Source organism: Azospirillum sp. Marseille-Q6669 (genome assembly GCF_965111635.1).
In genome coordinates, this window is the sequence record NZ_CBCOOP010000008.1 from 40966 (window position 1) to 62695 (window position 21730).

The 21730-nt window shown below is 65.3% G+C and carries 21 protein-coding genes and 1 tRNA gene; 18 read left to right on the top strand and 4 right to left on the bottom strand.

Going from position 1 to position 21730, the window contains the following annotated elements; all coding sequences use genetic code 11:
- Window positions 1-404: 404 nt before the first annotated feature.
- Both ACWPXE_RS32630 and ACWPXE_RS32635 read left to right on the top strand, forming a co-directional pair.
- Window positions 405-998, top strand: a complete 594-nt coding sequence (locus tag ACWPXE_RS32630; RefSeq protein WP_454021179.1) for a hypothetical protein — start codon at window positions 405-407, stop codon at window positions 996-998.
- Entirely contained in the window at window positions 982-2172 is a 1191-nt protein-coding gene (locus tag ACWPXE_RS32635; protein WP_454021180.1) for a DNA cytosine methyltransferase, read from the top strand. The genes ACWPXE_RS32630 and ACWPXE_RS32635 overlap by 17 nt, the downstream gene beginning before the upstream one ends.
- Window positions 2173-2194: 22 nt before the next feature.
- Here ACWPXE_RS32635 and ACWPXE_RS32640 read toward each other — a convergent pair whose 3' ends face one another.
- Entirely contained in the window at window positions 2195-2788 is a 594-nt protein-coding gene (locus tag ACWPXE_RS32640) for a hypothetical protein (RefSeq protein WP_454021181.1), read from the bottom strand.
- Window positions 2789-2987: 199 nt separating this feature from the next.
- Here ACWPXE_RS32640 and ACWPXE_RS32645 point away from each other — a divergent pair, with 199 nt between their 5' ends.
- The 4 genes from ACWPXE_RS32645 (at window position 2988) to ACWPXE_RS32660 (ending at window position 8423) form a co-directional block, all read left to right on the top strand.
- Window positions 2988-3716: a class I SAM-dependent methyltransferase gene (locus tag ACWPXE_RS32645; RefSeq protein ID WP_454021182.1), complete on the top strand. Its 729-nt coding sequence runs from the start codon at window positions 2988-2990 to the stop codon at window positions 3714-3716.
- Between the two features lie 157 nt (window positions 3717-3873).
- Window positions 3874-4773, top strand: coding sequence for a hypothetical protein (locus ACWPXE_RS32650; RefSeq protein WP_454021183.1), 900 nt, complete (start codon window positions 3874-3876; stop codon window positions 4771-4773).
- Entirely contained in the window at window positions 4745-6274 is a 1530-nt protein-coding gene (locus ACWPXE_RS32655; protein WP_454021184.1) for a hypothetical protein, read from the top strand. Before ACWPXE_RS32650 ends, ACWPXE_RS32655 begins: the two co-directional genes overlap by 29 nt.
- A 31-nt stretch (window positions 6275-6305) precedes the next feature.
- On the top strand, window positions 6306-8423 hold the full coding sequence (locus ACWPXE_RS32660; protein ID WP_454021185.1) for a phage portal protein family protein: 2118 nt from the start codon (window positions 6306-6308) through the stop codon (window positions 8421-8423).
- 325 nt (window positions 8424-8748) lie between these two features.
- Here the strand turns inward: ACWPXE_RS32660 and ACWPXE_RS32665 are convergent, their stop codons facing one another.
- Both ACWPXE_RS32665 and ACWPXE_RS32670 read right to left on the bottom strand, forming a co-directional pair.
- Window positions 8749-9033 carry a helix-turn-helix domain-containing protein gene (locus ACWPXE_RS32665; protein ID WP_454021186.1) on the bottom strand — a complete coding sequence of 95 codons (285 nt, stop codon included), beginning with the start codon at window positions 9031-9033 and terminating at the stop codon, window positions 8749-8751.
- A gap of 241 nt (window positions 9034-9274) precedes the next feature.
- On the bottom strand, window positions 9275-10177 hold the full coding sequence (locus ACWPXE_RS32670) for a hypothetical protein (protein WP_454021187.1): 903 nt from the start codon (window positions 10175-10177) through the stop codon (window positions 9275-9277).
- Window positions 10178-10504: 327 nt separating this feature from the next.
- On the opposite strand from ACWPXE_RS32670, the gene ACWPXE_RS32675 reads away from it, so the two are divergent.
- From ACWPXE_RS32675 to ACWPXE_RS32685, 3 genes are all read left to right on the top strand, one after another.
- Window positions 10505-10582, top strand: a tRNA-Pro gene (locus ACWPXE_RS32675).
- Window positions 10583-11033: 451 nt separating this feature from the next.
- Complete coding sequence (locus ACWPXE_RS32680; protein ID WP_454021188.1) at window positions 11034-12128, top strand: hypothetical protein; 1095 nt, start codon at window positions 11034-11036, stop codon at window positions 12126-12128.
- Window positions 12129-12202: 74 nt separating this feature from the next.
- On the top strand, window positions 12203-12793 hold the full coding sequence (locus ACWPXE_RS32685) for a hypothetical protein (protein ID WP_454021189.1): 591 nt from the start codon (window positions 12203-12205) through the stop codon (window positions 12791-12793).
- Window positions 12794-12822: 29 nt separating this feature from the next.
- Here ACWPXE_RS32685 and ACWPXE_RS32690 read toward each other — a convergent pair whose 3' ends face one another.
- Window positions 12823-13035 carry a hypothetical protein gene (locus tag ACWPXE_RS32690; RefSeq protein ID WP_454021190.1) on the bottom strand — a complete coding sequence of 71 codons (213 nt, stop codon included), beginning with the start codon at window positions 13033-13035 and terminating at the stop codon, window positions 12823-12825.
- Window positions 13036-13258: 223 nt separating this feature from the next.
- Here ACWPXE_RS32690 and ACWPXE_RS32695 point away from each other — a divergent pair, with 223 nt between their 5' ends.
- From ACWPXE_RS32695 to ACWPXE_RS32735, 9 genes are all read left to right on the top strand, one after another.
- The gene (locus tag ACWPXE_RS32695) at window positions 13259-13813 is read left to right on the top strand and encodes a phage antirepressor N-terminal domain-containing protein (protein ID WP_454021191.1); all 555 of its coding nucleotides are present in this window, start codon (window positions 13259-13261) and stop codon (window positions 13811-13813) included.
- Window positions 13814-13863: 50 nt separating this feature from the next.
- Window positions 13864-15006, top strand: coding sequence for a hypothetical protein (locus ACWPXE_RS32700; RefSeq protein WP_454021192.1), 1143 nt, complete (start codon window positions 13864-13866; stop codon window positions 15004-15006).
- A 398-nt stretch (window positions 15007-15404) separates the two neighbouring features.
- Window positions 15405-15926 (top strand): DnaT-like ssDNA-binding protein, encoded by a 522-nt coding sequence (locus ACWPXE_RS32705; RefSeq protein ID WP_454021193.1) that lies wholly within the window; start codon window positions 15405-15407, stop codon window positions 15924-15926.
- Window positions 15927-15939: 13 nt separating this feature from the next.
- Window positions 15940-17748: an XkdF-like putative serine protease domain-containing protein gene (locus ACWPXE_RS32710; RefSeq protein WP_454021194.1), complete on the top strand. Its 1809-nt coding sequence runs from the start codon at window positions 15940-15942 to the stop codon at window positions 17746-17748.
- A 101-nt stretch (window positions 17749-17849) separates the two neighbouring features.
- Complete coding sequence (locus ACWPXE_RS32715) at window positions 17850-19319, top strand: hypothetical protein (protein WP_454021195.1); 1470 nt, start codon at window positions 17850-17852, stop codon at window positions 19317-19319.
- A 41-nt stretch (window positions 19320-19360) separates the two neighbouring features.
- Window positions 19361-19750, top strand: coding sequence for a hypothetical protein (locus ACWPXE_RS32720; RefSeq protein WP_454021196.1), 390 nt, complete (start codon window positions 19361-19363; stop codon window positions 19748-19750).
- 77 nt (window positions 19751-19827) lie between these two features.
- Window positions 19828-20784 (top strand): hypothetical protein, encoded by a 957-nt coding sequence (locus ACWPXE_RS32725; protein WP_454021197.1) that lies wholly within the window; start codon window positions 19828-19830, stop codon window positions 20782-20784.
- Between the two features lie 6 nt (window positions 20785-20790).
- Window positions 20791-21312 (top strand): hypothetical protein, encoded by a 522-nt coding sequence (locus ACWPXE_RS32730; RefSeq protein WP_454021198.1) that lies wholly within the window; start codon window positions 20791-20793, stop codon window positions 21310-21312.
- 2 nt (window positions 21313-21314) lie between these two features.
- Window positions 21315-21668 carry a hypothetical protein gene (locus ACWPXE_RS32735; RefSeq protein WP_454021199.1) on the top strand — a complete coding sequence of 118 codons (354 nt, stop codon included), beginning with the start codon at window positions 21315-21317 and terminating at the stop codon, window positions 21666-21668.
- The last annotated feature ends 62 nt before the right edge of the window (window positions 21669-21730 follow it).

A 21730-nucleotide genomic window follows, 5' to 3' on the forward strand; every position in this document is an offset into this window, starting at 1 on the left:
AGCCGGAAGGTTCACGAAGCAGGGGCGGCAGTCCCGCCAACAGCCAAAGCCGCAGAGCCGGCGCATAGGCGCCGGGGACGGCGTGGTGCGGATCGGGCGGCCCCGGCTTCAATCCTGACCAGCAGCTATGGAATTCACGTCGGGTCGCAGAATGGCGGCCCGGCCTTCAGCTCCCGTCGCCTTCACGAAGGTTAGGAGACGGGGGCTACCGCGGGGTAGCCGCCCCGTTTCGCCGCGTGAGGTAAGCACGCACAGCCAGACCAGAGCCGGTTGACCCGGCCATCCCGTCATCGCCTGCAGGCGACGGGGCATAGTCGCAGAGCTGTGTACGAATGTCACACGAAAGTAGTACCACAAATAGCGCCAGCACCCCCTGGCGCATCCGCATCGTTGCATACCGGGTCATGCCGGTATCGGAAATCCTCGACAATCCAAAGGCTTGGCGCAAGCATCCGGAGAAGCAGCGCAACGCGCTCCGGGCGGCCCTGGATCACGTCGGCTTGGTGAAGCCGCTGATTTTCAACGAGAGGACCAACCGACTCGTTGACGGTGCGGCACGTCTCGATCTCGCCCGCCGCGATGGTCAGGAAATGCTCCCGGTCATCATCGTCGATCTCAGCGAGGAAGAGGAGGCCCTGGTCCTTGCGACCCTGGACCCGCTCTCCGAACTGGCGGAGGTCGATGCCGAAGCGCTTCAGCGGCTGCTCCAGGAGGTGTCGGTCGATGACGTCACGCTGATGGAGCTGCTGACTGAGATCGGCGCCGATGCAGGGTTAATGGCCCTGGATGACCTGGCAAGCGATGACTCCTCGCCGGCGGCCGGGGACAGCGCTGCCCAGGATGGGAAGCCTCCTGAGGATTTCCCGTCCTATGGCGAGGACATCCCGACGCAGTTCTGCTGCCCGAAATGCGGCTACCGCTGGTCCGGCAAGCCGGATGCCGGTGGAGCCGACGGGAGCGGTCTTGCAGAAGGGGGCGCAGATGGCGGAGATCAGTAAGCCGTCCTACCGTGTCCCGAGCATGGAGGAGATCGCCGCGCTGCCCTGGAACGGCTTCACAGCCGCCTCGACCTTCAGCGGTGGGGGAGGGTCCTCGCTGGGCTACCGCATGGCCGGTTTCCGGGTTGCCTGGGCGTCGGAATTCATCGAGGCGGCGCGGGACACCTACCGGGCCAACGCCGCTCCCTACACCGTCCTGGACCCGCGCGATATCCGTCAGGTCAAGCCGGAGGACATCCTGTCCGCGATCGGCATGAAGCAGGGGGAACTGGATCTGTTCGACGGCTCCCCGCCCTGCGCATCATTCTCGACGGCGGGGAAGCGGGAAAAGGGATGGGGCCGGGCGAAGGCCTACAGCGATACCGTCCAGCGCACGGATGATCTCTTCTTCGAGTACATCCGCCTCCGGGATGGGATCAGGCCCAAAACCTTCGTCGCGGAAAACGTCTCCGGCTTGGTCAAGGGAACGGCCAAAGGCTATTTCCTGGAAATCCTGAAGGAGCTGAAGCGCGGCTACCGCGTCACGGCGAAGGTGCTCGACGGCCAATGGCTCGGAATTCCGCAGGCTCGCCAGCGATTGATCTTCATCGGCGTTCGGGAGGATCTCGGGCTTGAGCCGGTCTTTCCGCGCCCGCTGCCGTACCGCTATACGATCCGGGATGCCATTCCTTGGATCAACAGGGTGGTCCATGACACCAGCGGGGACCGGAGCCTGGGCGACGTCACCGACCGGCCGTCGCCAACCATCACCGTCGGTGTCCGGAGCGTGAACAGCCTCCATTTCAAGGTTGAGGCAGAAGCTGATATTTCCCGGTTCGACATCGGGAAAAAATGGGACGAGCTTCAGCCGGGAGGCCAGCACCCGGAACGATTCAATCTCGTGAAGGTCGATCCGGACCGGCCATGCCCGACAATTCTCCAGGCCGGCGGAAATCCATCCGCGGCATCCGTCGTTCATCCCTATGAGAAGCGGAAATTCAGCATCGCCGAATTGAAGCGGATCTGCGGATTCCCGGATGATTTCGAAGTCGCCGGTACCTATCAGCAGCAATGGGAGCGGATGGGGCGTGCTGTCCCGCCGGTGATGATGATGCACATCGCCGCCGCGGTCCGTGATGGCGTCCTCCGGAAGCTACCGGAAGGGAAGGGAAGGCCAGCGGAACGGGGCGCGTGAGCGCCCCGGCACCGGGGGAAGGTCAGACGGGGGGTAGAGAGAACGTCTGGCCATCCTTCTTGATCTTCCCGCTCTCCTCCAGCCGGCGGACGGCGCGGCGCATGACGCCCTTCTGCTGAGTCGGGGCGAGGGTGCGGAAATTCGCGTCTTCCGCCTTCCAGCGCTCCCGCATCGCTCCGATCTTGCAGGGGCCCAGCGCCTTGAGCATGTCGAGGATGCGGCGGTCCACGAGATCCTGCCCCTCCTTGGTCTTCGGCGTCTCGTCGGGAGCGCGGCTGTCCTCGGCCGTGTCCGTCTCCACGCTCCCTACGGAGGCGCCCTCAATGATGATCGCTTCCGTCGCGGGCAACGAGTCTTCGCTGGAAACCCCGGCCTCCTGAGTGCTCTCGGTCCCCGTTTCCTGATCGGAACCGCAGTTCGGCATCGGAGGCGTTTCGATCCCGCAGGCCGTCATCGCGGCATAAACATCGGACTGCATCATCTGGAGCTGGGAAATCTTCCGGCCGACCCGCTCGACACCAATGGCATGGCTCTCGAAGCGCTGGGTGGTGCCGGAGGTGATCTGATTGTAGAGGGCGACAAGTTCACGGGTGGAGAGCTTCGTCAAGTCGATCATCGCTTGGTTCCTTTCGGTGCAAAACATCTTGATGATGCGACTTTGAGGTGTGTCCCGCTGCGCTGTACAGAGGAATGCAGCGGTTTCCGCTGGAAATCACGAGCCTCCAGGAAATTGAATTCGGACGTAGCCGCGTCCTTTGATAACCGCGCGAGGTAAGCGCGCACGATCAAATCCGCTACGGAAAACGGATCGTGCCATGAGCCAAGAACAAAACTCCGGAGCATTCAGCGCCGGTTCACCATCTCCTATCGACATTCCCCGGAACTGGACCTTTGAGAAGGCAGAGATTGCAGCTGCCTTTGACCGCCACGTCCGGGAACAGCTTCCCTGGTATGATCTCGCCACGGGAGCAATCGCACACATCGCCCGCCACTACATCCCGACCGGCGGGCTCGTCTACGACATCGGGGCCAGCACCGGAAACATCGGGCGAGCACTTTCCGAGACGCTGAAGGATCGCAGGGCCAGGCTGGTCGCCATTGAGGCGGCGGCGGAAATGGTCGCCCGGTACGACGGCCCTGGAGAGGTCATGCAGGCCGATGCCATGGCTTTCGATTTCGAGCCCTTCGACCTCGGCGTCTGCTTCCTCCTTCTGATGTTCCTGCCGGTATCCCGCCGGGCTGCGTTCGTCCAGAAGCTGCGGCAACGGATCAAGCCCGGTGGCGCCCTCATCGTCTTCGACAAGTGCGAAGCGGCGACTGGCTACCCCGCCACGGTGCTGTGGAGGCTGACGCTCGCCGGGAAGGTTTCCGCTGGGGTTGATCCTGCTGAGATCGTCGCGAAGGAACTCAGCCTCGGTGGTGTCCAGCGCCCGATCACCGCGGACATTGTAGGTGGCGACGCCATCGAGTGGTTCCGGTTCGGAGAATTTGCCGGATGGCTTTTGGAAGGCATCACAGCGGATCACGGTGCCGCGCCGGGTTAAGGGCGAAATGGGCGGGGATCACACGACGATCACGCGGCGACGAAATTCGCAACGCACTGATATCGCTGAATTCTGGGGCGATGAGGGTGGTGCCCTGTCACAAGCGGTGTGATCGTGTGACCGCCGCAGTCATCACAGCAAGTCACAGGTGAGTCACATGGGGCGGGCCAAGCGTGAGGTACCGAAGGCCGCGGTGAAGAGGGCCTATGTCGAGGGCATCCTGTTGCCGGACGGCGGCCTCGTTTACCCGACCACGATCCAGCTCGCGGAGCAGTTCGGCGTCGCCCGGGAAACGGTGTCGCGTTGGATCAACCGCGAGCATTGGGAGACGGACCGGGCGTTCCACCAGCAGCGGATGCAGGAGGCGACGGACGCCGAGAAGGCGCGCCAGCTTTCCAATGCGCCGGGCCTGGACCAGCGCACCGCGGAACTGGCTGAGGAGCTGAAGGAGCATGGGGTGGAGGTCCGCCCGGCTCCAGCGGCACCCGCTGAGCCTGCGCCGGAGCGGGGCGCCTCGATGCCGGAACCGGAGGAAGAGGCCCAGCAACCGGCGGCGGTCGAACCGCCTCCTGGTGAACCGGCAGCCGCTCAGCAGCCCGGACCGACCCCGGATTTCCGCACCCACGTCATCGTCGGCGAGCGGGCGAAGTTCGACACCACGAGCCTCACCCTGGCCAAGGCGCTCCAGGCGGAGGTCGCGGTTACGATCCAGCGGTCCCAGCGGTCACGGAAGCCGGCCGCCGGGAACGCCGGGAACAAGGAGGCGCAGCCGCTGGCGCCGAAGGACCTGCTGAGCCTTGCCGGGACACTGGAGCGGGCGCAGCGCATCGGGCGGTTGGCGCTGGGCCAGACCACGGAGAACCAGGGCCTCAGCTCGCCGGAAGGAACGCCGGTGAAGGTGGATGCGGAGATCAGCGTCGATGTCCGAAACTCCGGTTACGACAAGCTCCCTCCGTCCGAGCTTGCACGCCTCTATGCTGAGGCGATTAGAGCTTGCCCAGAGGACGGCGCGGGACAGGAAGCTCCAGGTGCTCACAAAGGCGCACCTCGCCCATAACGTCGTCGATTTCGTCAACGATTGGTGCTGGACCTACGACCCCCGCGAGATCGGGAAGGACAAGTCCCCCTTCATGCCGTTCGACCTGTTCCCGAAGCAGGTCGAGTTCCTGTGGTGGCTCCAGGAATGCGTCGAGAATGGGGACGAGTGGCTCGTCGAGAAGTGCCGTGACGCCGGGGCGTCCTACCTGACGGTTGCGTTCTGCATGCACCGCTGGCTGTTCCATGATGCCTTCAAGGCGACGTTCGGCAGCCGCGTCGAGGATGCCGTCGACAAGGGCGGCGATCCGGATTCGATCTTCGAGAAGGCCCGGATCATCCTGAAACGGCTTCCGCTATGGATGCTGCCGCCCGGCTTCGATGAGCGTCGGCACAGCCTGTACATGCGCCTCATCAACCCGGCAAACGGGAGCGTCATCAGCGGGCAGGGCGGCAAGAACATGGGGCGCGGTGGCCGCAGCTCCATCTACATCGTGGATGAGGGCGCCCACATCGATCAGGCCGAGAAGGTCGAGGCGGCCATCATCGGCAACGCCGACTGCCGTGGCTGGGTCTCCTCCGTCAACGGCATGGGCAACCTGTTCTACCGGAAGCGCCAGAACGACAGCGTGAAGGTCTTCACGTTCCGGCTGGAGGACGATCCCCGCAAGACGCCGGAATGGATCGCGCGCAAGAAGGCGTCCACCGACCCGGTGACCTGGGCGCAGGAATACGAACTGGATTACGGCGCCTCGGCGGAAGGTGTCTGCATCCCCGGCCCGTGGGTGCAGGCCGCCGTCAAGCTCGGGAAGCTGCTGGGCGACCGGCTGGCGCGCTGGGCATCGCCAACGGCGCCGGGAGTGGCCGGGATGGACGTCGGTGGCGGCGGCAAAGGCAAGACGGTCCTGGTCATCCGCAAGGGGCCGGTGGTCCGGGTGCCGAAGTCCTGGAACACGCCGGACAACATCACGACGACGCACGCTGCCCTCGATGAGACGCGCGCGGCTGGCGCCAGGATCATGAACTACGACCCCATCGGGGTTGGCAACACCGTCACCAGCACGTTGAAGCACGCCAACACGGACGGGCTGAAGGTCTATCCGATCAACGTCGGTAATCTGCCGACCGATGCCGAATGGGAGGATGGACGGAAGGCGAAGGAAATGTTCGCCAACCTGAAAGCGGAACTCTGGTGGATGGTCCGCTGCGCCTTTCAGCGTTCCCACGAGCTGCTGCTGTTCCTCGAAGGGCAGGAGGGCGGCTGCGACCACCCGCTGGAGGACATCATCGTCCTGCCGGACAGCAAGGAACTTACCGGCCAGCTTCCGGTCCCGAAATGGCTGAAGAACGAGAAGGGCCGGATCGGCATCGAGTCCAAGCTGTCCCTGGCCCGGCGCGGCATCCCGTCGCCCGACTTCGCGGAAGCGCTGGTGCTGACCTATGCGCCGGAACCGATCGAGGAATTCGTGATGCCCTCCGTCACGCCCGTCTTCGGCGGCCGTGGCGCCGGCCTGCTGTCGTAACCCACCCACCTGCACCAGATAGAGCCTGCCGATGTCCGATGACCAGATCACCAAGGCCGCGGGCTCGAACGCGGGAAGCGCTTCCGGCCAGAGCCTGCTGACCGAGGTTGGCCGCGGCGGTCTCCGCCATTGGGGCGGTTACATTTACGACGACGAGGACCCGCAGCTCCGTGGTCTCCAGGCCATCCGGAAGTACCGGGAGATGACCAAGGACCCGACCATCGCGGCGATGCTGTTCGCGCTGACGGCACTGTTCCGGTCGGTGTCCTGGCGCATCGAGGCGAGCGGCGACACGCCGGCGCACCGCGAGGCTCGGGACTTCGTGGAAGGGGTGCTGTTCGAGGACATGGAGCACACCTGGGAGGACTTCGTTGCGGACTCCGTAACGATGTTCCCCTACGGGTTTGCGCCGTTCGAGATGGTCTACCGGAAGCGCGCCGGGACGCCGAAGGGCGCCGACCCGCGGGCCGGCAGCCAGTACAAGGACGGCAAGATCGGGCTGCGGAAGATCGCGCTGCGCTCACAGGACACCGTGGCGCGGTGGTGGTTTGATGAGCAGAGCGACGACCTGCTCGGCCTCTACCAGCTCGACCCGGTGCGGGGCCGGGAGGTGCCGATCCCCATGGAGCGCCTGGTGCTGATCCGCACCACCCCGAACCGCGGCAACCCGGAAGGCAAGTCGATCCTGGAGCCTGCGGTGCGGCCCTACACGGCGCTGCGGATGTTTGAGAACGCCGAGGCCTCCGTCGCGGTCCGGGCCGGCGGCATCGTGACGTTGGAAATCCCGGTCGGCGACTACAACGACCCGATCAAGCGGGCCTCCTGGGAGCAGCTTGCCAAGGAGATGGCGGACGACCGCGCCGGCTTCATCCTCCTGCCGACGGTTCTCGACAACGACAAGAAGAAGGTCGAGGCCTACAAAGTCGGTTACACCGTGGCGGACGGCCGCCGCAGCGGCGACTTCTCCCCCATCATCGGGCGCAAGAAGCAGGAGATGGCGTCGGTGGCGCTGGCGGACTTCATCCTCCTCGGCCACAACAACAAGGGCGCCCTGAACCTCTCCACCGACAAGACGAACCTGCTGCGCGACGCGGTGATGAGCTACATCCGCGGCATCGCGGCGCCGGTAAACAGGGTGGTGATCCCCCGGCTCTGGGCGGTCAACGGTCTGCCGCGCGACACCATGCCGAAGGCGGTGCCGGGCGATCTCGACAAGGTGAACCTGCAGGTGCTCGGCGCCTTCCTGACGACCATGACCGGCGCCGGGATGGTGATGGACGATACGCTGGAGGACGCCCTGCGCGCCGCGGCCAACCTGCCGCTGAAGCCGAAGGAGCTGGAAGGGCAGGGGGCTGAAGGTGGTTCAGCGGTCGGGCGGCCCGGGACGGGCGCAGCACCAGCGCCCAGGCAGAAGCCCGCGAAGGCCCCGGCCGATGACGACGGGCTGGTCGATGCCGCGCCGGACGATCCAGCGGGCGGCAAGCGACCGCGCGCCGCCAGCGCCAGGACAGGTGTCGGCAAAGCGGCTCCCGACGACATCACCGCCCTCGGCGCGCTGGGTCCCGATGATCCGGTCTACCGAGAGGCGCTGGCGGTGCTGGCCGGCGGCACGATCCCGGAGAACGTCGAGAAGGCGGAAGGGGGCCTGCCCGGCGCCGGGCAAAGCCCTTTTGATACTGGCGGGCAGATCGCCAAGCATAATCCCTACCACGACGCCCGTGGCCGGTTTACCTTCGGGCCGGAATCCGGAAGTGGTAGCGGCGGTGGCAGCTTGAAGGACTTTCTCGAATCTCAAGGTTCAGGCATCGTAGTCGTTGCCCGGCTGCCAGTTGATATTCAAACGCACTTCGGAGCAAAGACCACTCGCGTCTTTCTGTCATCGTCAACGCGCGACACCCATGGGCATCACAATTGGACGGCGGAAGATTTCGCCAACCTTCAGGAAGTGCTTGATCGAGGCGAGGTCAGAGCAGACCGCGAGCACCATGTTATCGTCGCCCACCTCAATGATAAGTGGTGGTATGCCGCGCTCAAGGTGACCAAGGATCAGAAGGAAGTTTATTTGCAATCGTTCCGGCGGATGCGTCCCGCCGACCTCCCACGGTTCTACCAACGTGGAGAGATGATAAGGAAGCCGGTAGGAAAGTGAGAGACGCCGGCCTGGGAGCCAACACATCCCAGCGGCCCCGAAGGGTTCCCGGCATGGCCAAATTCTCGCCGGCGTCTGATAGAAATATAACCTCATTCCGACTTCGGTTCAAGCCGGGCTGGGGCGAGCGGTGGCGGCTGGGGAGGGAAACACGCCCCACGGACCCGAAGGCTACCCGGCATCCCTTACAGTACGCCGCCACCTGCGCGATACTAACTCGCCGCGAGCACTGCCTCAAGGAGCCGATCCCGAGGGGCGTGACGCTGTTGACCATCTTCGGAGCAGCCGAACGTTCCCGCGCACGATCATTCGGAAATCCCGAAGGTCACGCCGCTTTGCGGACCTGCTCCACGGCGGCGCTGACCACGGCTCGGATCGCCAGCAGCTCCGTGAACAGGTCCAGATAGGCCAGGGCGTAGGCCGGCACCATCACCGTGCCGGTCGCCCAGGAGGACACGGTGGACGGCTGGACGCCCAGCGCCGTTGCCAGCTTCGCTTGGGAGAGGCCGGACGCCTTCAGCTTGCGCCGGAACTCCACAGCGGCGCGGCACCGGGCGGTGGCGTCAGCATCACGATCGCGCTTCGGTCGGGTGGTGGGCAGCTTCGGCATAGGTGGATGGTATTCGGTTCCTCCGAAGGCCGGCACGGCGAAACCTTAGGGAAATCGGGAGAGCCGCAGCCTCGATGGTCGGATAGTGGCGCACTGTGGCCGCCGGCACGTAGCGAGGAAAGAACGCGTCCTGGACCGTCGCCGTTTCACAATCCTTGGCAGGGGAGGGCGCCCCTTCAGGGCCAACCCATGACGCCCCCCTTTCCGTCGCTGACAAAACATGCCCCACCCGACGATATACTCAAGCTGTTCTGCTAATCCAATCGCGGTTCTTCTCAAAGCTATCTACATGATGTTCTGCACCCCTTAACGGGGCAGATAGTGAGATTTCTCTGTCGAGTTTTCTTTGTGCCTCTTCGGCCCTTCTTCTCGCCTCTTCGGCCTCCCGCCGCCGCTCGTGCTCATCCCATAGCTCTTTAGCTATCGTGTAGGCGATGCTCAATTTGTCGAGGTTGTCCCATGCCCACTTTAACGCTTTAATGATCGGATCAAGTTTTCCAGTTACAGGATCGACTACCCTGCTAGCAGCACTTTCATAAGCAGCTTTAAGATCATTCCTTGCCGCATCGATCGCGTTAATGAAAATGCTTGCGTGCGCTCCATCCAATTTCCCAATTACAGAGGTCGGATGTGAGGCGACCACTCTAGGAACACTCTTGCAAAGAAGCGTCTCGCTTCTTAGGTCCCCAGCCAAGTCAGCGAACATCAGATACCAATTCCCGACAGGGCGCACCTGACATGCTAATCTGATCAAGGTATCATATTGAATTTTAGGTAACCGATTTCGTTGTCCGATTATGGAATCAGACACGGCAACAGTGGCCGCGGTGGCCCCATATTGCTCTCGCGCAACAGTATCCCTTAGGTCGTAAAATACTTCCTTTGCATTGCCGACACCATCCTTCTCCAGCAATGCTATTGCCGTTGTTTCAAGGAAAATCATTCTTTTATTGGGAATTTGAAATGTGTCATTGAGATTGTCCAAGATATCGCGAATACTACCGGCATCAAAGTCAAGCGTCATATTCAGTGGCCTAGCGTCCCGGACGTAACCATGCTCCGTGCGCTGCGGCAGGATATTATGTTTAAGGTATAGCTCTCGCGCATCTTGTTGGAGGTCAAGTAGCGTCTCGTAACTAGCCATAACAACCCCCCCCCTGGTTTTTCTAAACGCTCATTCGTGCAAGATGTCAAAGTCTACAAGATCGTTTACCTACTTAAATGTTAGGCTGATGTGCCCAAAAACAGCAATGCCGGTATAAGTGTAAGCGCCTATCCGGACGGATAAGATCTCATATGCGCCACGGCAATAGGCCATGCCGCCGCGAATCGCGTTCACGGCAGGATCGAATACGAATTTTCCGGACAATGGCGGGGCCGTTGTGGCCCTGTGTTCACGGTCCACTCTCACGAACCGGACGATCTAGTCACTTCTGTGTCGTGACCCCAAGCAGTTTCGCCCAGCGGGCAACGGTGTGTAGCGCAGTCTGGTCAGCGCGCCAGTTTTGGGTACTGGAGGCCGCGGGTTCGAATCCCGCCACACCGACCATACATTCGTGCGAAAATGCGGGCCTGCCCCGTCATGGAACGGCGACGAGGTGCGGACGGAAGCAACTGTCCCTCTTCCGTCCGTGCGGAAACCGGGTGGTGAGCGCGGCCTGGGACCGCCACCTGGACCAGTCGAGGCGCCGCTGCTGAACCGATCTGTGACGGGGCAGGCCCGGCTTTCGTTCCCAGCGTAGGAACGGTGACGACGGCAGAACAGCCGAAACCGGCCCAAACGACCCACTAGATGTAGCGTAGGAATGGGGGTGGTGCGGTGACCCTGCGGGAAGCCGTTGGAAAACCTCATTCCGGTATTTTTCATAATAGGACTTATGGGATTTTAACCGGACTGTTCTCCGGTTCCCTCCCGACCAAAGTCTCCCACCCGAATCCTTCTGCTATCCAACGAAAGGGCGTCCATCCGGAGCGCCCCGTCGCATTCCAGGAACCCGCCGATGCCGCTCCCTCACAGCTACCTGGAGGACATCGCCGCGCGCCTGGAGCCGGGCATCCGCGAGGCGTTCCTGAAGGCGGTGCGAGCGCTCCGTTCCCAAACTGACCCAGCCCGCATCGCGGCGCTGCTGGAGAATGGCGACGTCGACGGGGTACTCGATGCAATCGGGCTGAACGATCCGGCTTGGCTGAACAGCTTCCGCGCAGCCATGGCCGAGGGCTTCGTTGCCGGTGGCCAGGAGACCCACGCCGGGGTCCGCGCGCTCATCATAGATGCCATCGCGCAAGACATCCTGCCGCCCGGCTCCGATGCCCGGCTGCTCGCCTCCTTCAGCGTCCGGAACCTGCCGGCCGAGAAAGCCCTGCGCGATTACGACATGGGGCTGATCCGGGAGATCAACGACAACACCCGGGACGGGGTGCGGACGTTCCTCGAGGCTGGGATGGAGGCCGGGCGCAATCCGGTGCAGTCCGCCCTCGACCTCTGCGGCCGCATTGGGGAGAGCGGGGAGCGGGAGGGTGGCATCCTCGGCCTGACCGAGACCCAGGCCCGCAGCGTCCAGCGGGCGCGGGACGAGCTGGCGTCTACCGATGCCCCTACCCTGCGCCGATATCTCGGGCGTGAACTCCGTGACCGCCGGTACGACGCCGCGGTGCTGCGCGCCATCCGGTCAGGCGAACCGATCCCGGAAGCGATCCAGGAGAAGGCCGGCACCGCCTACAGCAACCGGTATCTCCGCTACCGGGCAGAGGTGGTGAGCCGCACCGAAAGCCTCCGCAGCGCCAGCGTCGGCCAGCATGCCGCCCTGCTGAACGCCGTGGCGACGGGCGCCCTGCCCTACGACAGCATCCGCCGGTTCTGGATGGACACCGATGATGAGCGGACCAGGGTGTGGCACAAGGAAATTCCGGACCTGAACCCGGATGGTGTCGGTCTGGAGGAGCCCTTCGTGACCCCGCTCGGCCCGCTGCTCCACCCGCGGGACCCGGAGGGGGATGCAGAGAACATCATTCAATGCCGGTGCTGGATGCAGATCCGGCTGACGGGTTCAGGGAATCGCTGGCTGGACATGCTGGCCTTTCCGGTTCCCGGCTGACCCAGCGATTGAACCTTCAGGCCGCCGGCATCCCGCCCGCGGCCATTTTACTGCCCTGAAGGAGGGGCTGATCTATGTTGCGCAACACCCGCACCGCCTTCTGCGCCGCCATCGGCGTCGCGCTGTCTCTCTTCGTCTGCCACAAGACCGTGTTCGCCGCTCCCATCGCCAGCGCCGATCCCGGCACCAGTTCCGTGGTGGTCGCCCTGCCGACCGGCGAGTATCACTCCGTCACCGCCCCGGCGCGCTTCTTCGCCGAGCCGGAGAACCAGCCGGTCGCCGGCGACTATCTCGTGATCTACCAGCCCGACGGTTACATGAGCTGGTCGCCCAAGGACGTCTTCGAGAAGGGCTACCGGCTGGTCGAGTCCGGCGCCGAAGGCGACATGGTGACCAGCGCCATCGGCAACGCCACGGCCCAGGGCGATGGGGACGCGCCGCCGACCGTCACCGCCAAGCTGCGCTGCCACTACATCCAGACGTCCGACACGTGCCGCACGGTCCACCTGCATCCGGTCTACGACAACGACCCGTCTGGGCCGAACGCGGCGTGGTCGAAGGCGACCCCTTCAGGGCAGGTCAGCCTGTCGATCACCAACCCCGCGGCCTATGAGCGCTTCGAGGAGGGCATGGACTACATGGTGACCTTCACCCCGGTCACCTGATCACCCGACATCGGCCCGCGCCGCCCCAATCAACGGGGCGGCGTCTTCCCCTCTCCGGCCACCGCGATACCGATCCTCAACAGCTCCGCCACCCGGTAGAGCGCCTCCCCGCCTGCCGTCAGTGCGGTGCGGCCGCGCTGGTTCGCGCACCGGGCCGCGTCGGCGGATAGCTCGTCCGCGAGCCGCACCAGGCGCTCGTGGGCATCATCGTCAGAGAGTGGGGTGTCGGTGGCGTCGTCCATCAGGCCCCGACCGTAACACGACGCCATTCCGGCGCCACGTCCAATCCGGCCTACCGGTTTTCGACATTCCTTTCAGAATTCCCTGGCTCCCGCCGATGGCTTGGCGGCAAGCAGCGCGATATGCGGTTTCACCCTTCTCCAGGGCGGTGCCGGTGTCGCGTGAGCGATTCCCCGAACGCGCTGCCGGGTGAGCCAACCGGCACTGCCTTGGAGATCCTGAGAAATGAAGCACGAACTGACGACCGTGGAGTTCCACGGCGCAACCCTGATCGCTGTCCGCGGCGAGACCCCGGCAGAGACGCTGGTAGCAATGAAGCCCGTTGTCGAAGGCATGGGGCTGGATTGGGAGGAGCAACGCCGCAAGCTGCACCGTCACCCGGTCCTGGCATCTGCCCTCACGTTTGCCACGGTCCAGATGCCGGGCGACGACCAGCGCCGTGAATGGGCGTTCCTGCCGCTCACCCGCGTGAACTTTTGGCTTGCCACCGTTCAGCCGGGTCGCGTTAAGAATCCGGCCACCAAGGCCAAGGTCATCGAATACCAGACCGAATGCGCCGATGTGCTGTTCGCGCACTTCTTCGGCAAGGCGGCCGGCGTTCCGGTGTCTCTTACCCAGAAGCTGGTGTTGGTCCGTGAAGCCCGGCTCTCCGGCTTCAGCAAGGCGGAACTCCAGGAGATGTGGATTGAGCTCGGCCTGCCGTCGACGGGGGGCATGAAGGCCCGCGTGCTGCGCCGTCAGCTCGACTTGTTCGGCAGTCGCCCGCTCGGGCAGGCATAACCGAGCAACCATCTGCGCTTCTCCTCGTCACCGACATGAGGTTTTCAGCCATGACTGACACGCCCACCGCGGCGCGGACGCTTCCGCGCGTCTTCACCATCACCGGCCCCGCCGACACACACGCCCTGTCCTCCACCCTGATCCACATCTGCGATGGTCTGGTGCACGACGGTGGAAGCCCGGCGTTCATCCTCGACCGTGAAGAGTTCCCGAACTCCGTTCAGCGGCTCGGCCCGCTGGTGTCGCATCACGTCACCTTTCTGGCCGGGTTCCCGGTCGAGGACCTGTTGAGCAAGACCGACATCACCTTCGACGCGCTGCTGATCGGCAACGCCGAGCGCCTGACCGCCGACCAGTTCCAGGCCCTTCTGACCTGGGCGACGGAGCGCGGCGCCTCCCGCGTTTTCGCCGTCAATCCTCCGGCGGTGCGCACCGGGGAGCCGACCTATGGCGACACGATTCACGACCTGCTGGGCCTGCTCGACCCCGCTGACCCGGAGCGCTACGCCGCGGTGATGCGGGAGATCGGCGCTGTCGCGCTCAAGGCCGCCGGCGAGCCGGAGGACCGGAACGTCACCATGACGCTGAAGCTGGATTTCGAGCCCCGGAGCATGCTGCACGCCGTCGCGAAGAGCCTGTTCGGTGACGACGTGCCGGCGCCGGGCGAGGACGTGACCATCGAGGTGATGAGCGAGGCCATCGCCTTCCATCTGCGGCTGAAGGCAACGCAGATTCCGCCGGATCTGGCCGCCGGCCTCGCCACGGAGCCGCTGACCGGCTTGGACGGCCAGCCGGTGGAGGTGAAGCCGCTCAGCTTCTGGACCGCGCTGCGCCCGGCGCGCATCGACGGCGCCGACCTGGACGCCATGGTGGCCGGGCTGGAGCGGGGGTGGGCCTCTGGCGGAAAGGCGACGCTGGCGGGCGGACCAGATGCGGAGGTCACCATCCGCCGTACCGGCGCCAGCTTCACCGCCGACACCGGCCCGGCGTCGGACGGCACCTGCGTCGGCCTGACCGCAACCACGCTGGACAGAGCTTTTGCCTTCGCCCGCGAGTACCTGACCACCGGCAGCATGCCGGGAGATGACCCTATCCCGGTTTACGGGGTGGGCAGCCCGGACCCGGTGGGCTACGCCCGCAATGACGACGTGGTGCTCCACCGGGAACCGAACGGTGTGATCACCGCTGTTTAGGGCGCGCGGTAAGGAACCTCCGTCAGCCATGCGGGCTCCAGGATCTCCTCCGAGCCGTCATCATCGTCCGTGCAGGGAACGCGCGTTACGGAGGCGAGGGAGGGATCAAGCCAAGGCGAGACGGGTATAGGATCGGCAATGTCCTTGCCGCTTGCCAGCTTGGTCCCCCTCGCAGCAACCCGCCGGGCCTGGTCCTCGTTCTGTGCGCGGACTCGCATTGGCTCCCTATAGCGGCTGGCATTCCACTCGGGGGCATTGGGGTTGTTGGGGGTAAGGATGAAAGTGTCCATCGTCTTGACCTCAGGAAAGCCGGACCTTTCGCCGGCCAAATGAGACTGCGCCGAAATGCGTCCGAGTTTTATGCACGGCACCCTGAACTGCTCTGAAGGGAGATTCTTATGCCCTTGATCGTTGAAGACGGCTCCCTCCCCGCTGGTGCCAACGCCGCCGTTTCCGTGGACAACGTGGACCAGTTCGCCGCGGACAACCCGCTAACGGAGGGGGTGGCGGCATGGCTCCTGGCCGCTTCCGGCACGAAGGAGGCCGCGATCCGCACGGCGACCCGGTATCTTGCCGGGCTGCCGTTCAAGGGCGCGGCGCGGGGGCGGCTCCCGTTCCCGCGCACCGGCTGCAACGAGACCGGCGGGCCGGCCATCGGCGATTCCGATATCCCGTGGCGGTACCAGGAGGCGGCGTGCCTCCTGGCGCTGAAGGCGCAGGCCGGTCCACTGCTGGAGGACAGCGACACCGGCATCCGCTCCGTGAAGGCCGGTCCGGTTTCCGTGGAGTTCGAGCCGGGCCAGACGCTGACGACCAGCTACACGGAGGCGGAGGCGCTGCTGGCGCCTCTGCTGCGCGCCGGCAACACGCTGGACGCCGCCCCGATCTTCGTCCCGTCCACCAAGCCGCCCGCAGTTTGAGGGAATCCACCCCATGCCCGCTCCGCTCTCCTTCCTTGATGCCCTGAAGGCGCAGGCGGAAGGCTCCGCCGCTCCTGTGACCACCACGGCAAACTCCCCGCTCACCTTCGGCAAGGCCCTCGCACAGACTGTCGGAAAGGGCCACTTCCGCCACGCCGACGGCAAGTTCCGCGTCGGAACCCCCGTCGCGCTGGCGGACCTGGAGGACATCGCCGCCGATGTGCCGGACGATGACGCTGGGCTACTCGATGCCGTCGCGAAGTTCCAGGCCGGCGAGGTGCCGCCGCCGATCGACATCGCCGTGGACCCGGAAGGTAACCGGGTGCTGGTTCGCGGCAAGAAGCGGCTGGCCGCGGCACGGAAGACCGGACAGGCCACGATTCCGGTTCGGCTCACCCAGGTGAAGGAAGCGTTCGGGAAGGCCGGCAGCGCCGCACAGGTCGCACCGGCCCCGCCTCGCGCACTCCAGCCCATCGACGACAAGACCAGCTACCCGCCCTTCCCCTACGACCAGACGGTGTTCGCCCGCATCCGTCCGGATCAGGTGCCGCGCTTCCTCGGCGTGCTGACCGACCGGGAGCGCTGGCCGCTCCAAACGGTGAAGCTGGACCAACTCCTGGCGATGCAGAACAGGGTCGACACGGGCAAGGTGATGGCGAAGGTGGAGAATGGCGGTGGTGGGCACGAGCCCATCGTCGTCATGCTGGAGCCGGGCCGGCTGCACATCGCGGACGGGCATCACGACCTCGCCGCCGCTTGGCTGCGCGGGGAGGATGAGAAGGCGGTTCGCTTCGCCGACCTGACCCCGGTCACCAACGTGCTGAAGGCGGACATGCCGGTGGCGCCGGGGACGCTGGTACGGGTGAAGGAGGAGCATCGGGCCGACAACTGGTTCCTGGAACAGGTCGGTGATGCGCTGGGCGAAGTCATCGCTTCGTGGATCGTTCAGGCGGGTGAGAACACTGGCAAGGTCGCACTGGCCGTCGAGTGGCTGACGCCGGGCATCAGCGGCATGTACCGGGGCCTGGACGCGGCGAAGGCGAAGGTGGAGGTGGTGGCCAGCCCGGGGCAGGACATCACTAAGGCCACCACGATCCCGGCGGTCGGGGACCTGATCGACTTCGATGATGACCGTTTCACCGACAAGGGACCGGCCAGCGGCACCGTTGCCTTCGTGGTGCCGAAGAGCAAGACCATCATCGTGAACTTTGGAGACGGCTACCCGGAGGATCTGGAGACGATCTACTGGCCTGCCGTCACAAAGAAGGCCAAGGCAGACCGGTGGACGAAACCCAGCGGCAAGGTCGTCTGGTCGGTCCACGGCAAGCCGGATGACCAGCAGGCTCAACCCAGCGCCGACGGCGTGTCGAAGGGAACCGCCGCCACCAGCACCGACCGCTTCACCCTCTCCGCCAACATCAGCAAGGTCGATGACGACAAGCGCCTCGTCTTCGGCTGGTTCTCCATCGTGGAGATCGACGGCAAGCCGGTCACCGACCGGGAGGGCGACCGCATCGCGCCTGACGAGCTGGAGCCCGCCGCCTATGGGCACGTCCTGAACGCCCGCGTCGCGTCCGACACCCACGTCCTGATCGGTGTCGGAAAGCTGGTGGAGTCCTGCGTCTTCACGGTGGAGAAGCAGCAGGCAATGGTGGCCAGCCTGATCGCCATGGGCATCCCGGCGGTGATGGACCTCCACTGCGTCGGCTGGTGGGGCGGCTACTACATCACCGACGACAAGGTATGGGCCGAGATCAAGGCCGGGAACTACGTCTCCTTCAGCATCGGCGGCACCGGCACCAGGACGCCCGCCGCGGGCTGATCCGCTCCACATCGCCGCTCCACCGACAGGCCGCCGGGCACCCCACCCGTGCGGCCTTTCTGCGTTCCGCCTCCCCCGCCCTTCCCCAATGAGGCCAGCCCATGCCGGACAAGCCCATCGCCAACCTCTCGAACATGACCATCGGCGAAGTCGCTGTCTGTCGGCGCGGGATGAACCCCGGCGCCACGGTCGCCCTCCACAAGGCAGATACCGGCGCCGGTCCGCCCTCCCCTTCCCCATCCACCACCAGCGAGGCCAATCCCATGAGCACCCCTGCCCCAGGAGGGGCGTCGCCCGGAACCACGGGCGATCCCGTCACCAAGGCCGGCACGCCGCCCGCCTTCACCCCTTGTCCCGACTGCACCACCAACGACGCCTGCACCAAGGCCGGGAGCTGCGCGTCCCAGAAGCCGCCCGTCGCGAAGGGCGCGCCGCTCGTCGTCCCCCAGACCGCGCCCACCGCCGACCCGCTGGCGAAGTCGGTCGCCGAGATCATGGACGGGCTGTTCAAGGGCGTCGCCAATCCGCCGGTCGGGCTCTATGCCGGGGTCGTGAAGGCCATCGCGGACGCCAAGGCCATCGGCGCCGCAGAGGTCAAGAAGGCCCAGGACGCCATCGCCGCCGGCACCGCCGCCGTGGCGAAGGCCGATGACGACGACGCCAAGACCTTCGGTCAGGTGCTGCCGGCCGAACTCGCCATGCAGGACTGGTGGCGTTTCAACGACGCCCTCTACAGCGCCCTGCGCTCCATCCTCGAATCGTCCGAGCCGGACGACACCAAGCTCCAGATGGTCGTCACCAGCCTGGAGGAGTTCAAGAACGCCATCGCCCGGCGCATGGCCGCCGCCATCGCCGCCGCGAACGCCGCCACCAACGCCCTGCTGAAGACCGGCCCGGCCGGCGGCGCGGCGCCCGCCCCGAACCCCACCCCCTCCGACGTCAACAAGGGAGACCCCGCTGTGAGCGGCAACAACAACCCGACCCTGTCCGACACGCTCGCCAAGGCCGCGACCGTCGAGGACGTCATCAAGGCTCTGCCGGAAGGCGCCGCCAAGATCATCACCGACGCCATCGCCAAGGGCGCGGCCCCGGCGGAGGACCCCATCGCCAAGGCCATCGCCGGCGACCCCATCCTGAAGGCGCGCTTCGAGGCGCTGGAGAAGGCCGCGGCGGACGCCACCGCCCTCGCCAAGGCCGAGAAGGACGCCCGTGAGCACACCGCCCGCGTCGCCAAGGCCGGCACCGACTTCGGCAACCTGCCCGCCTCGGCGGTCGAGATGGCCGGCGTCCTGAAGGCCATGGAGACCATGGACGAGCCGGTGCGCAAGACGCTGGAGGCCGTGCTGAAGGCCGGCAACGAGGCCGTGGGCAAGAACGTGCTGTCCGGCGAGATCGGCAAGTCCGGCGGCGGCGGGGCCGCGGCGGGCGACGCGGAAACCCAGGTGCTCGTCAAGGCGGAGGATCTGCGGAAGGCCCAGCCCAACCTGACTAAGGAGCAGGCGATCTCGAAGGTCTACGCCGAGCATCCCGACCTCTACGCCCGCGTCCAGGCCGAGAGCCGCACCGCCTGATCCGGACCCGCAATTTACGCAGACGAAGGAGGACTTGACCCATGGGTCTCGCCTATGAAGCCAACATGACCCGCATCGGCACGCTCGTTGCCGGCGAGGACATGAGCGATCACCAATACAAGGCCGTGGCGCTGTCCACGACCGCCGACGACACCGCCGTCAAGCCGAGCGGCCAGGGCGTCCGTTGCATCGGCATCCTGCAAAACGCCCCTAAGGTCGGCGAGCAGTGCGACATCTGCATCGCCGGCATCTCCCCGGTGATCGGCGGCGCCTCGGTGACGCGCGGCAACCCCGTCACGGTCAACGCGGCGGACGGTGAGGTTGGGGCCGCCAGCTCCGGCGACTACGTGCTGGGCATCCTGACCCAGAGCGTCACCGATGGCGCCAAACAGTCGATGATCGTCCAGCCGCATCTCGTGCCGCTCGCCTGAGCGGCGGCGCCCGCAAGTCGGGCGCCTCTCTTTCCGGAACAATCTGACACTTCAATCGGACAAGGAGACTTTCCGACATGCCCTCGCCCACTCTGCGCCAAGCCCATGTGGACCGCCCGCTGACGAACATGTCGATCGCCTACATGCAGTCGGCGGCGGGATTCGTGTTCAACCGCGTCTTTCCCACCGTCTATGTCGATAAGGAAAGCGACAAGTATTACGTCTTCGACCTGGAGACCTTCCTGCGGGGTCGCGCCCGCCGCCGTGCCGACGGCACCGAGTCCGCCGGCGGCGGCTACAAGCTGTCCACCGACAGCTATTCGCTGGGCGACCCGTTCGCGTTCCACAAGGACGTGACGAGCCGGGAGCGCGACAACGCCGACAGTCCGCTCGATCCGGATCAGAACGCCACCGACTTCGTGACGCACAACATCCTCGTCACTGCCGAGGAGGAGTGGGTCGGCAACTTCTTTAAGCCCGGCGTCTGGGGCGGGGAGAAGACGGGCGGCGACAACATCGCCCACTGGAGCGACTATGCCTCCAGCAACCCGATCACCGATGTCGCGGATGCCCGGCTGTGGATCTGGAAGAACACCGGTCGCAAGCCGAACAAGTTCACCGTCGATCCGACGACGCACGAGATCCTGAAGAACCACCCGCTGATCCTGGATCGCACCGAAGAGACCATCGACGACAAGGTGCTCGCCAAGCTGTTCGAGGTGGACGATTATCTCGTCGCGGGCGGCGTCCACCGTATGGGCCCGGAAGGTAGCAGCACCGGGGACTTCATCGCCGGCAAGCACGCTCTCCTGTCCTACGCCCCGCCGAAGCCCGCGAAAGAAACGCCGTCCTGCGGCTACACCTTTTCCAAGAAGGGCTCGGGCGTGGAAGGGGTCGACAAGGGCGTCCGCATGGCCCGCATTCCGATGGACCAACTCGGCATCGGCACCCAGCGCATCGAGGGCGAGTTGTTCATCAACGCCAAGGTAACCGGCCAGCCCCTGGGCTTCTTCTTCGCCAACATCGTCGAGTAATCGGCCATGATGAAGGAAGCCTTCGGCGAACACGGTGGGAGGGTGCGCAAGCCCCTCCGCACCGCGGGCGGTGTTCTCTGCATCGGAACGGAGATCACCGCCGAAAAGGCCATGAAGTGGCCGAAGCAAAATCGCATGGCGATGGCGCGAACGGAGCATGTGTTCTGGTATCCGGCGCCGCAACCTGACACCGATGCGGCCACCACAACCACGGACGGCGACCAGCAGCCGGCACCGCGCCCGGGCGCCGAGGGTCAGCCGTTAACCGCCGAGGGCGGCTCGCAGGCTGGCCCGGCGGAGGAAGGGCAGACCAGCCAAGGGACGGATGGTGAGGGCGGCAACAGCACGGATGGTGCCGAGCCTGCACTGCCGCCCATAGACCCGGAGACGGCCGACCGCAAGGAGATGCGGGAATGGCTTATCAGGACCGGCGATGAACCGGCTCCGGCCCTGGGCGACGACAAGCTCCGCCAGCGTGTCCGTGACAAGCTCGCCGCTCTGGCGGCCGAGCAGAACAAGGAGGGCTGAGCATGCCCATGAACGTTGAAAAGCGCTACCAGGGCGGTGTCGGTGTCGGTGGCCTTCAGGTCGGTGGCGGTACCGGCTTCAAGGCGCTGACCATTTTCCACGCCCCCATCACCGTCAGCAACGTTGCGGCCAACGCTACGGCGACCAGCACCGTCAACGCCGAGGGCGTCATGGCCGGTGACATCGTGGTCGGCTTCCAACCCCCCGTCGTGGCCGGCCACCTCAAGCCGACCACCGCTCGGGTGTCCGCCGACGACACCATCGAGGTGACGTGGGTCAATCCCACGGCGGGTCAGCTCTCGTTCAACAGTGGCGTCTCGACGGCGGCCTTCATGGTGGCGCGCACCTTCACCTGACACCCTTCAGCATCGTAACAGCGGCCCCCTCACCGGGGCCGCGCCTTTTCCTGTTCTGGGAA

Coding starts and splice junctions, on each gene's coding strand:
- ACWPXE_RS32650 (WP_454021183.1), top strand. CDS start 3,874: ATGGGGCGGGCCAAGCGTGAGGTACCGAAGGCCGCGGTGAAGAGGGCC.
- ACWPXE_RS32660 (WP_454021185.1), top strand. CDS start 6,306: ATGTCCGATGACCAGATCACCAAGGCCGCGGGCTCGAACGCGGGAAGC.
- ACWPXE_RS32645 (WP_454021182.1), top strand. CDS start 2,988: ATGAGCCAAGAACAAAACTCCGGAGCATTCAGCGCCGGTTCACCATCT.
- ACWPXE_RS32695 (WP_454021191.1), top strand. CDS start 13,259: ATGAAGCACGAACTGACGACCGTGGAGTTCCACGGCGCAACCCTGATC.
- ACWPXE_RS32705 (WP_454021193.1), top strand. CDS start 15,405: ATGCCCTTGATCGTTGAAGACGGCTCCCTCCCCGCTGGTGCCAACGCC.
- ACWPXE_RS32700 (WP_454021192.1), top strand. CDS start 13,864: ATGACTGACACGCCCACCGCGGCGCGGACGCTTCCGCGCGTCTTCACC.
- ACWPXE_RS32690 (WP_454021190.1), bottom strand. CDS start 13,035: ATGGACGACGCCACCGACACCCCACTCTCTGACGATGATGCCCACGAG.
- ACWPXE_RS32630 (WP_454021179.1), top strand. CDS start 405: ATGCCGGTATCGGAAATCCTCGACAATCCAAAGGCTTGGCGCAAGCAT.
- ACWPXE_RS32665 (WP_454021186.1), bottom strand. CDS start 9,033: ATGCCGAAGCTGCCCACCACCCGACCGAAGCGCGATCGTGATGCTGAC.
- ACWPXE_RS32635 (WP_454021180.1), top strand. CDS start 982: ATGGCGGAGATCAGTAAGCCGTCCTACCGTGTCCCGAGCATGGAGGAG.
- ACWPXE_RS32680 (WP_454021188.1), top strand. CDS start 11,034: ATGCCGCTCCCTCACAGCTACCTGGAGGACATCGCCGCGCGCCTGGAG.
- ACWPXE_RS32715 (WP_454021195.1), top strand. CDS start 17,850: ATGCCGGACAAGCCCATCGCCAACCTCTCGAACATGACCATCGGCGAA.
- ACWPXE_RS32720 (WP_454021196.1), top strand. CDS start 19,361: ATGGGTCTCGCCTATGAAGCCAACATGACCCGCATCGGCACGCTCGTT.
- ACWPXE_RS32710 (WP_454021194.1), top strand. CDS start 15,940: ATGCCCGCTCCGCTCTCCTTCCTTGATGCCCTGAAGGCGCAGGCGGAA.
- ACWPXE_RS32685 (WP_454021189.1), top strand. CDS start 12,203: ATGTTGCGCAACACCCGCACCGCCTTCTGCGCCGCCATCGGCGTCGCG.
- ACWPXE_RS32640 (WP_454021181.1), bottom strand. CDS start 2,788: ATGATCGACTTGACGAAGCTCTCCACCCGTGAACTTGTCGCCCTCTAC.
- ACWPXE_RS32725 (WP_454021197.1), top strand. CDS start 19,828: ATGCCCTCGCCCACTCTGCGCCAAGCCCATGTGGACCGCCCGCTGACG.
- ACWPXE_RS32670 (WP_454021187.1), bottom strand. CDS start 10,177: ATGGCTAGTTACGAGACGCTACTTGACCTCCAACAAGATGCGCGAGAG.
- ACWPXE_RS32730 (WP_454021198.1), top strand. CDS start 20,791: ATGATGAAGGAAGCCTTCGGCGAACACGGTGGGAGGGTGCGCAAGCCC.
- ACWPXE_RS32735 (WP_454021199.1), top strand. CDS start 21,315: ATGCCCATGAACGTTGAAAAGCGCTACCAGGGCGGTGTCGGTGTCGGT.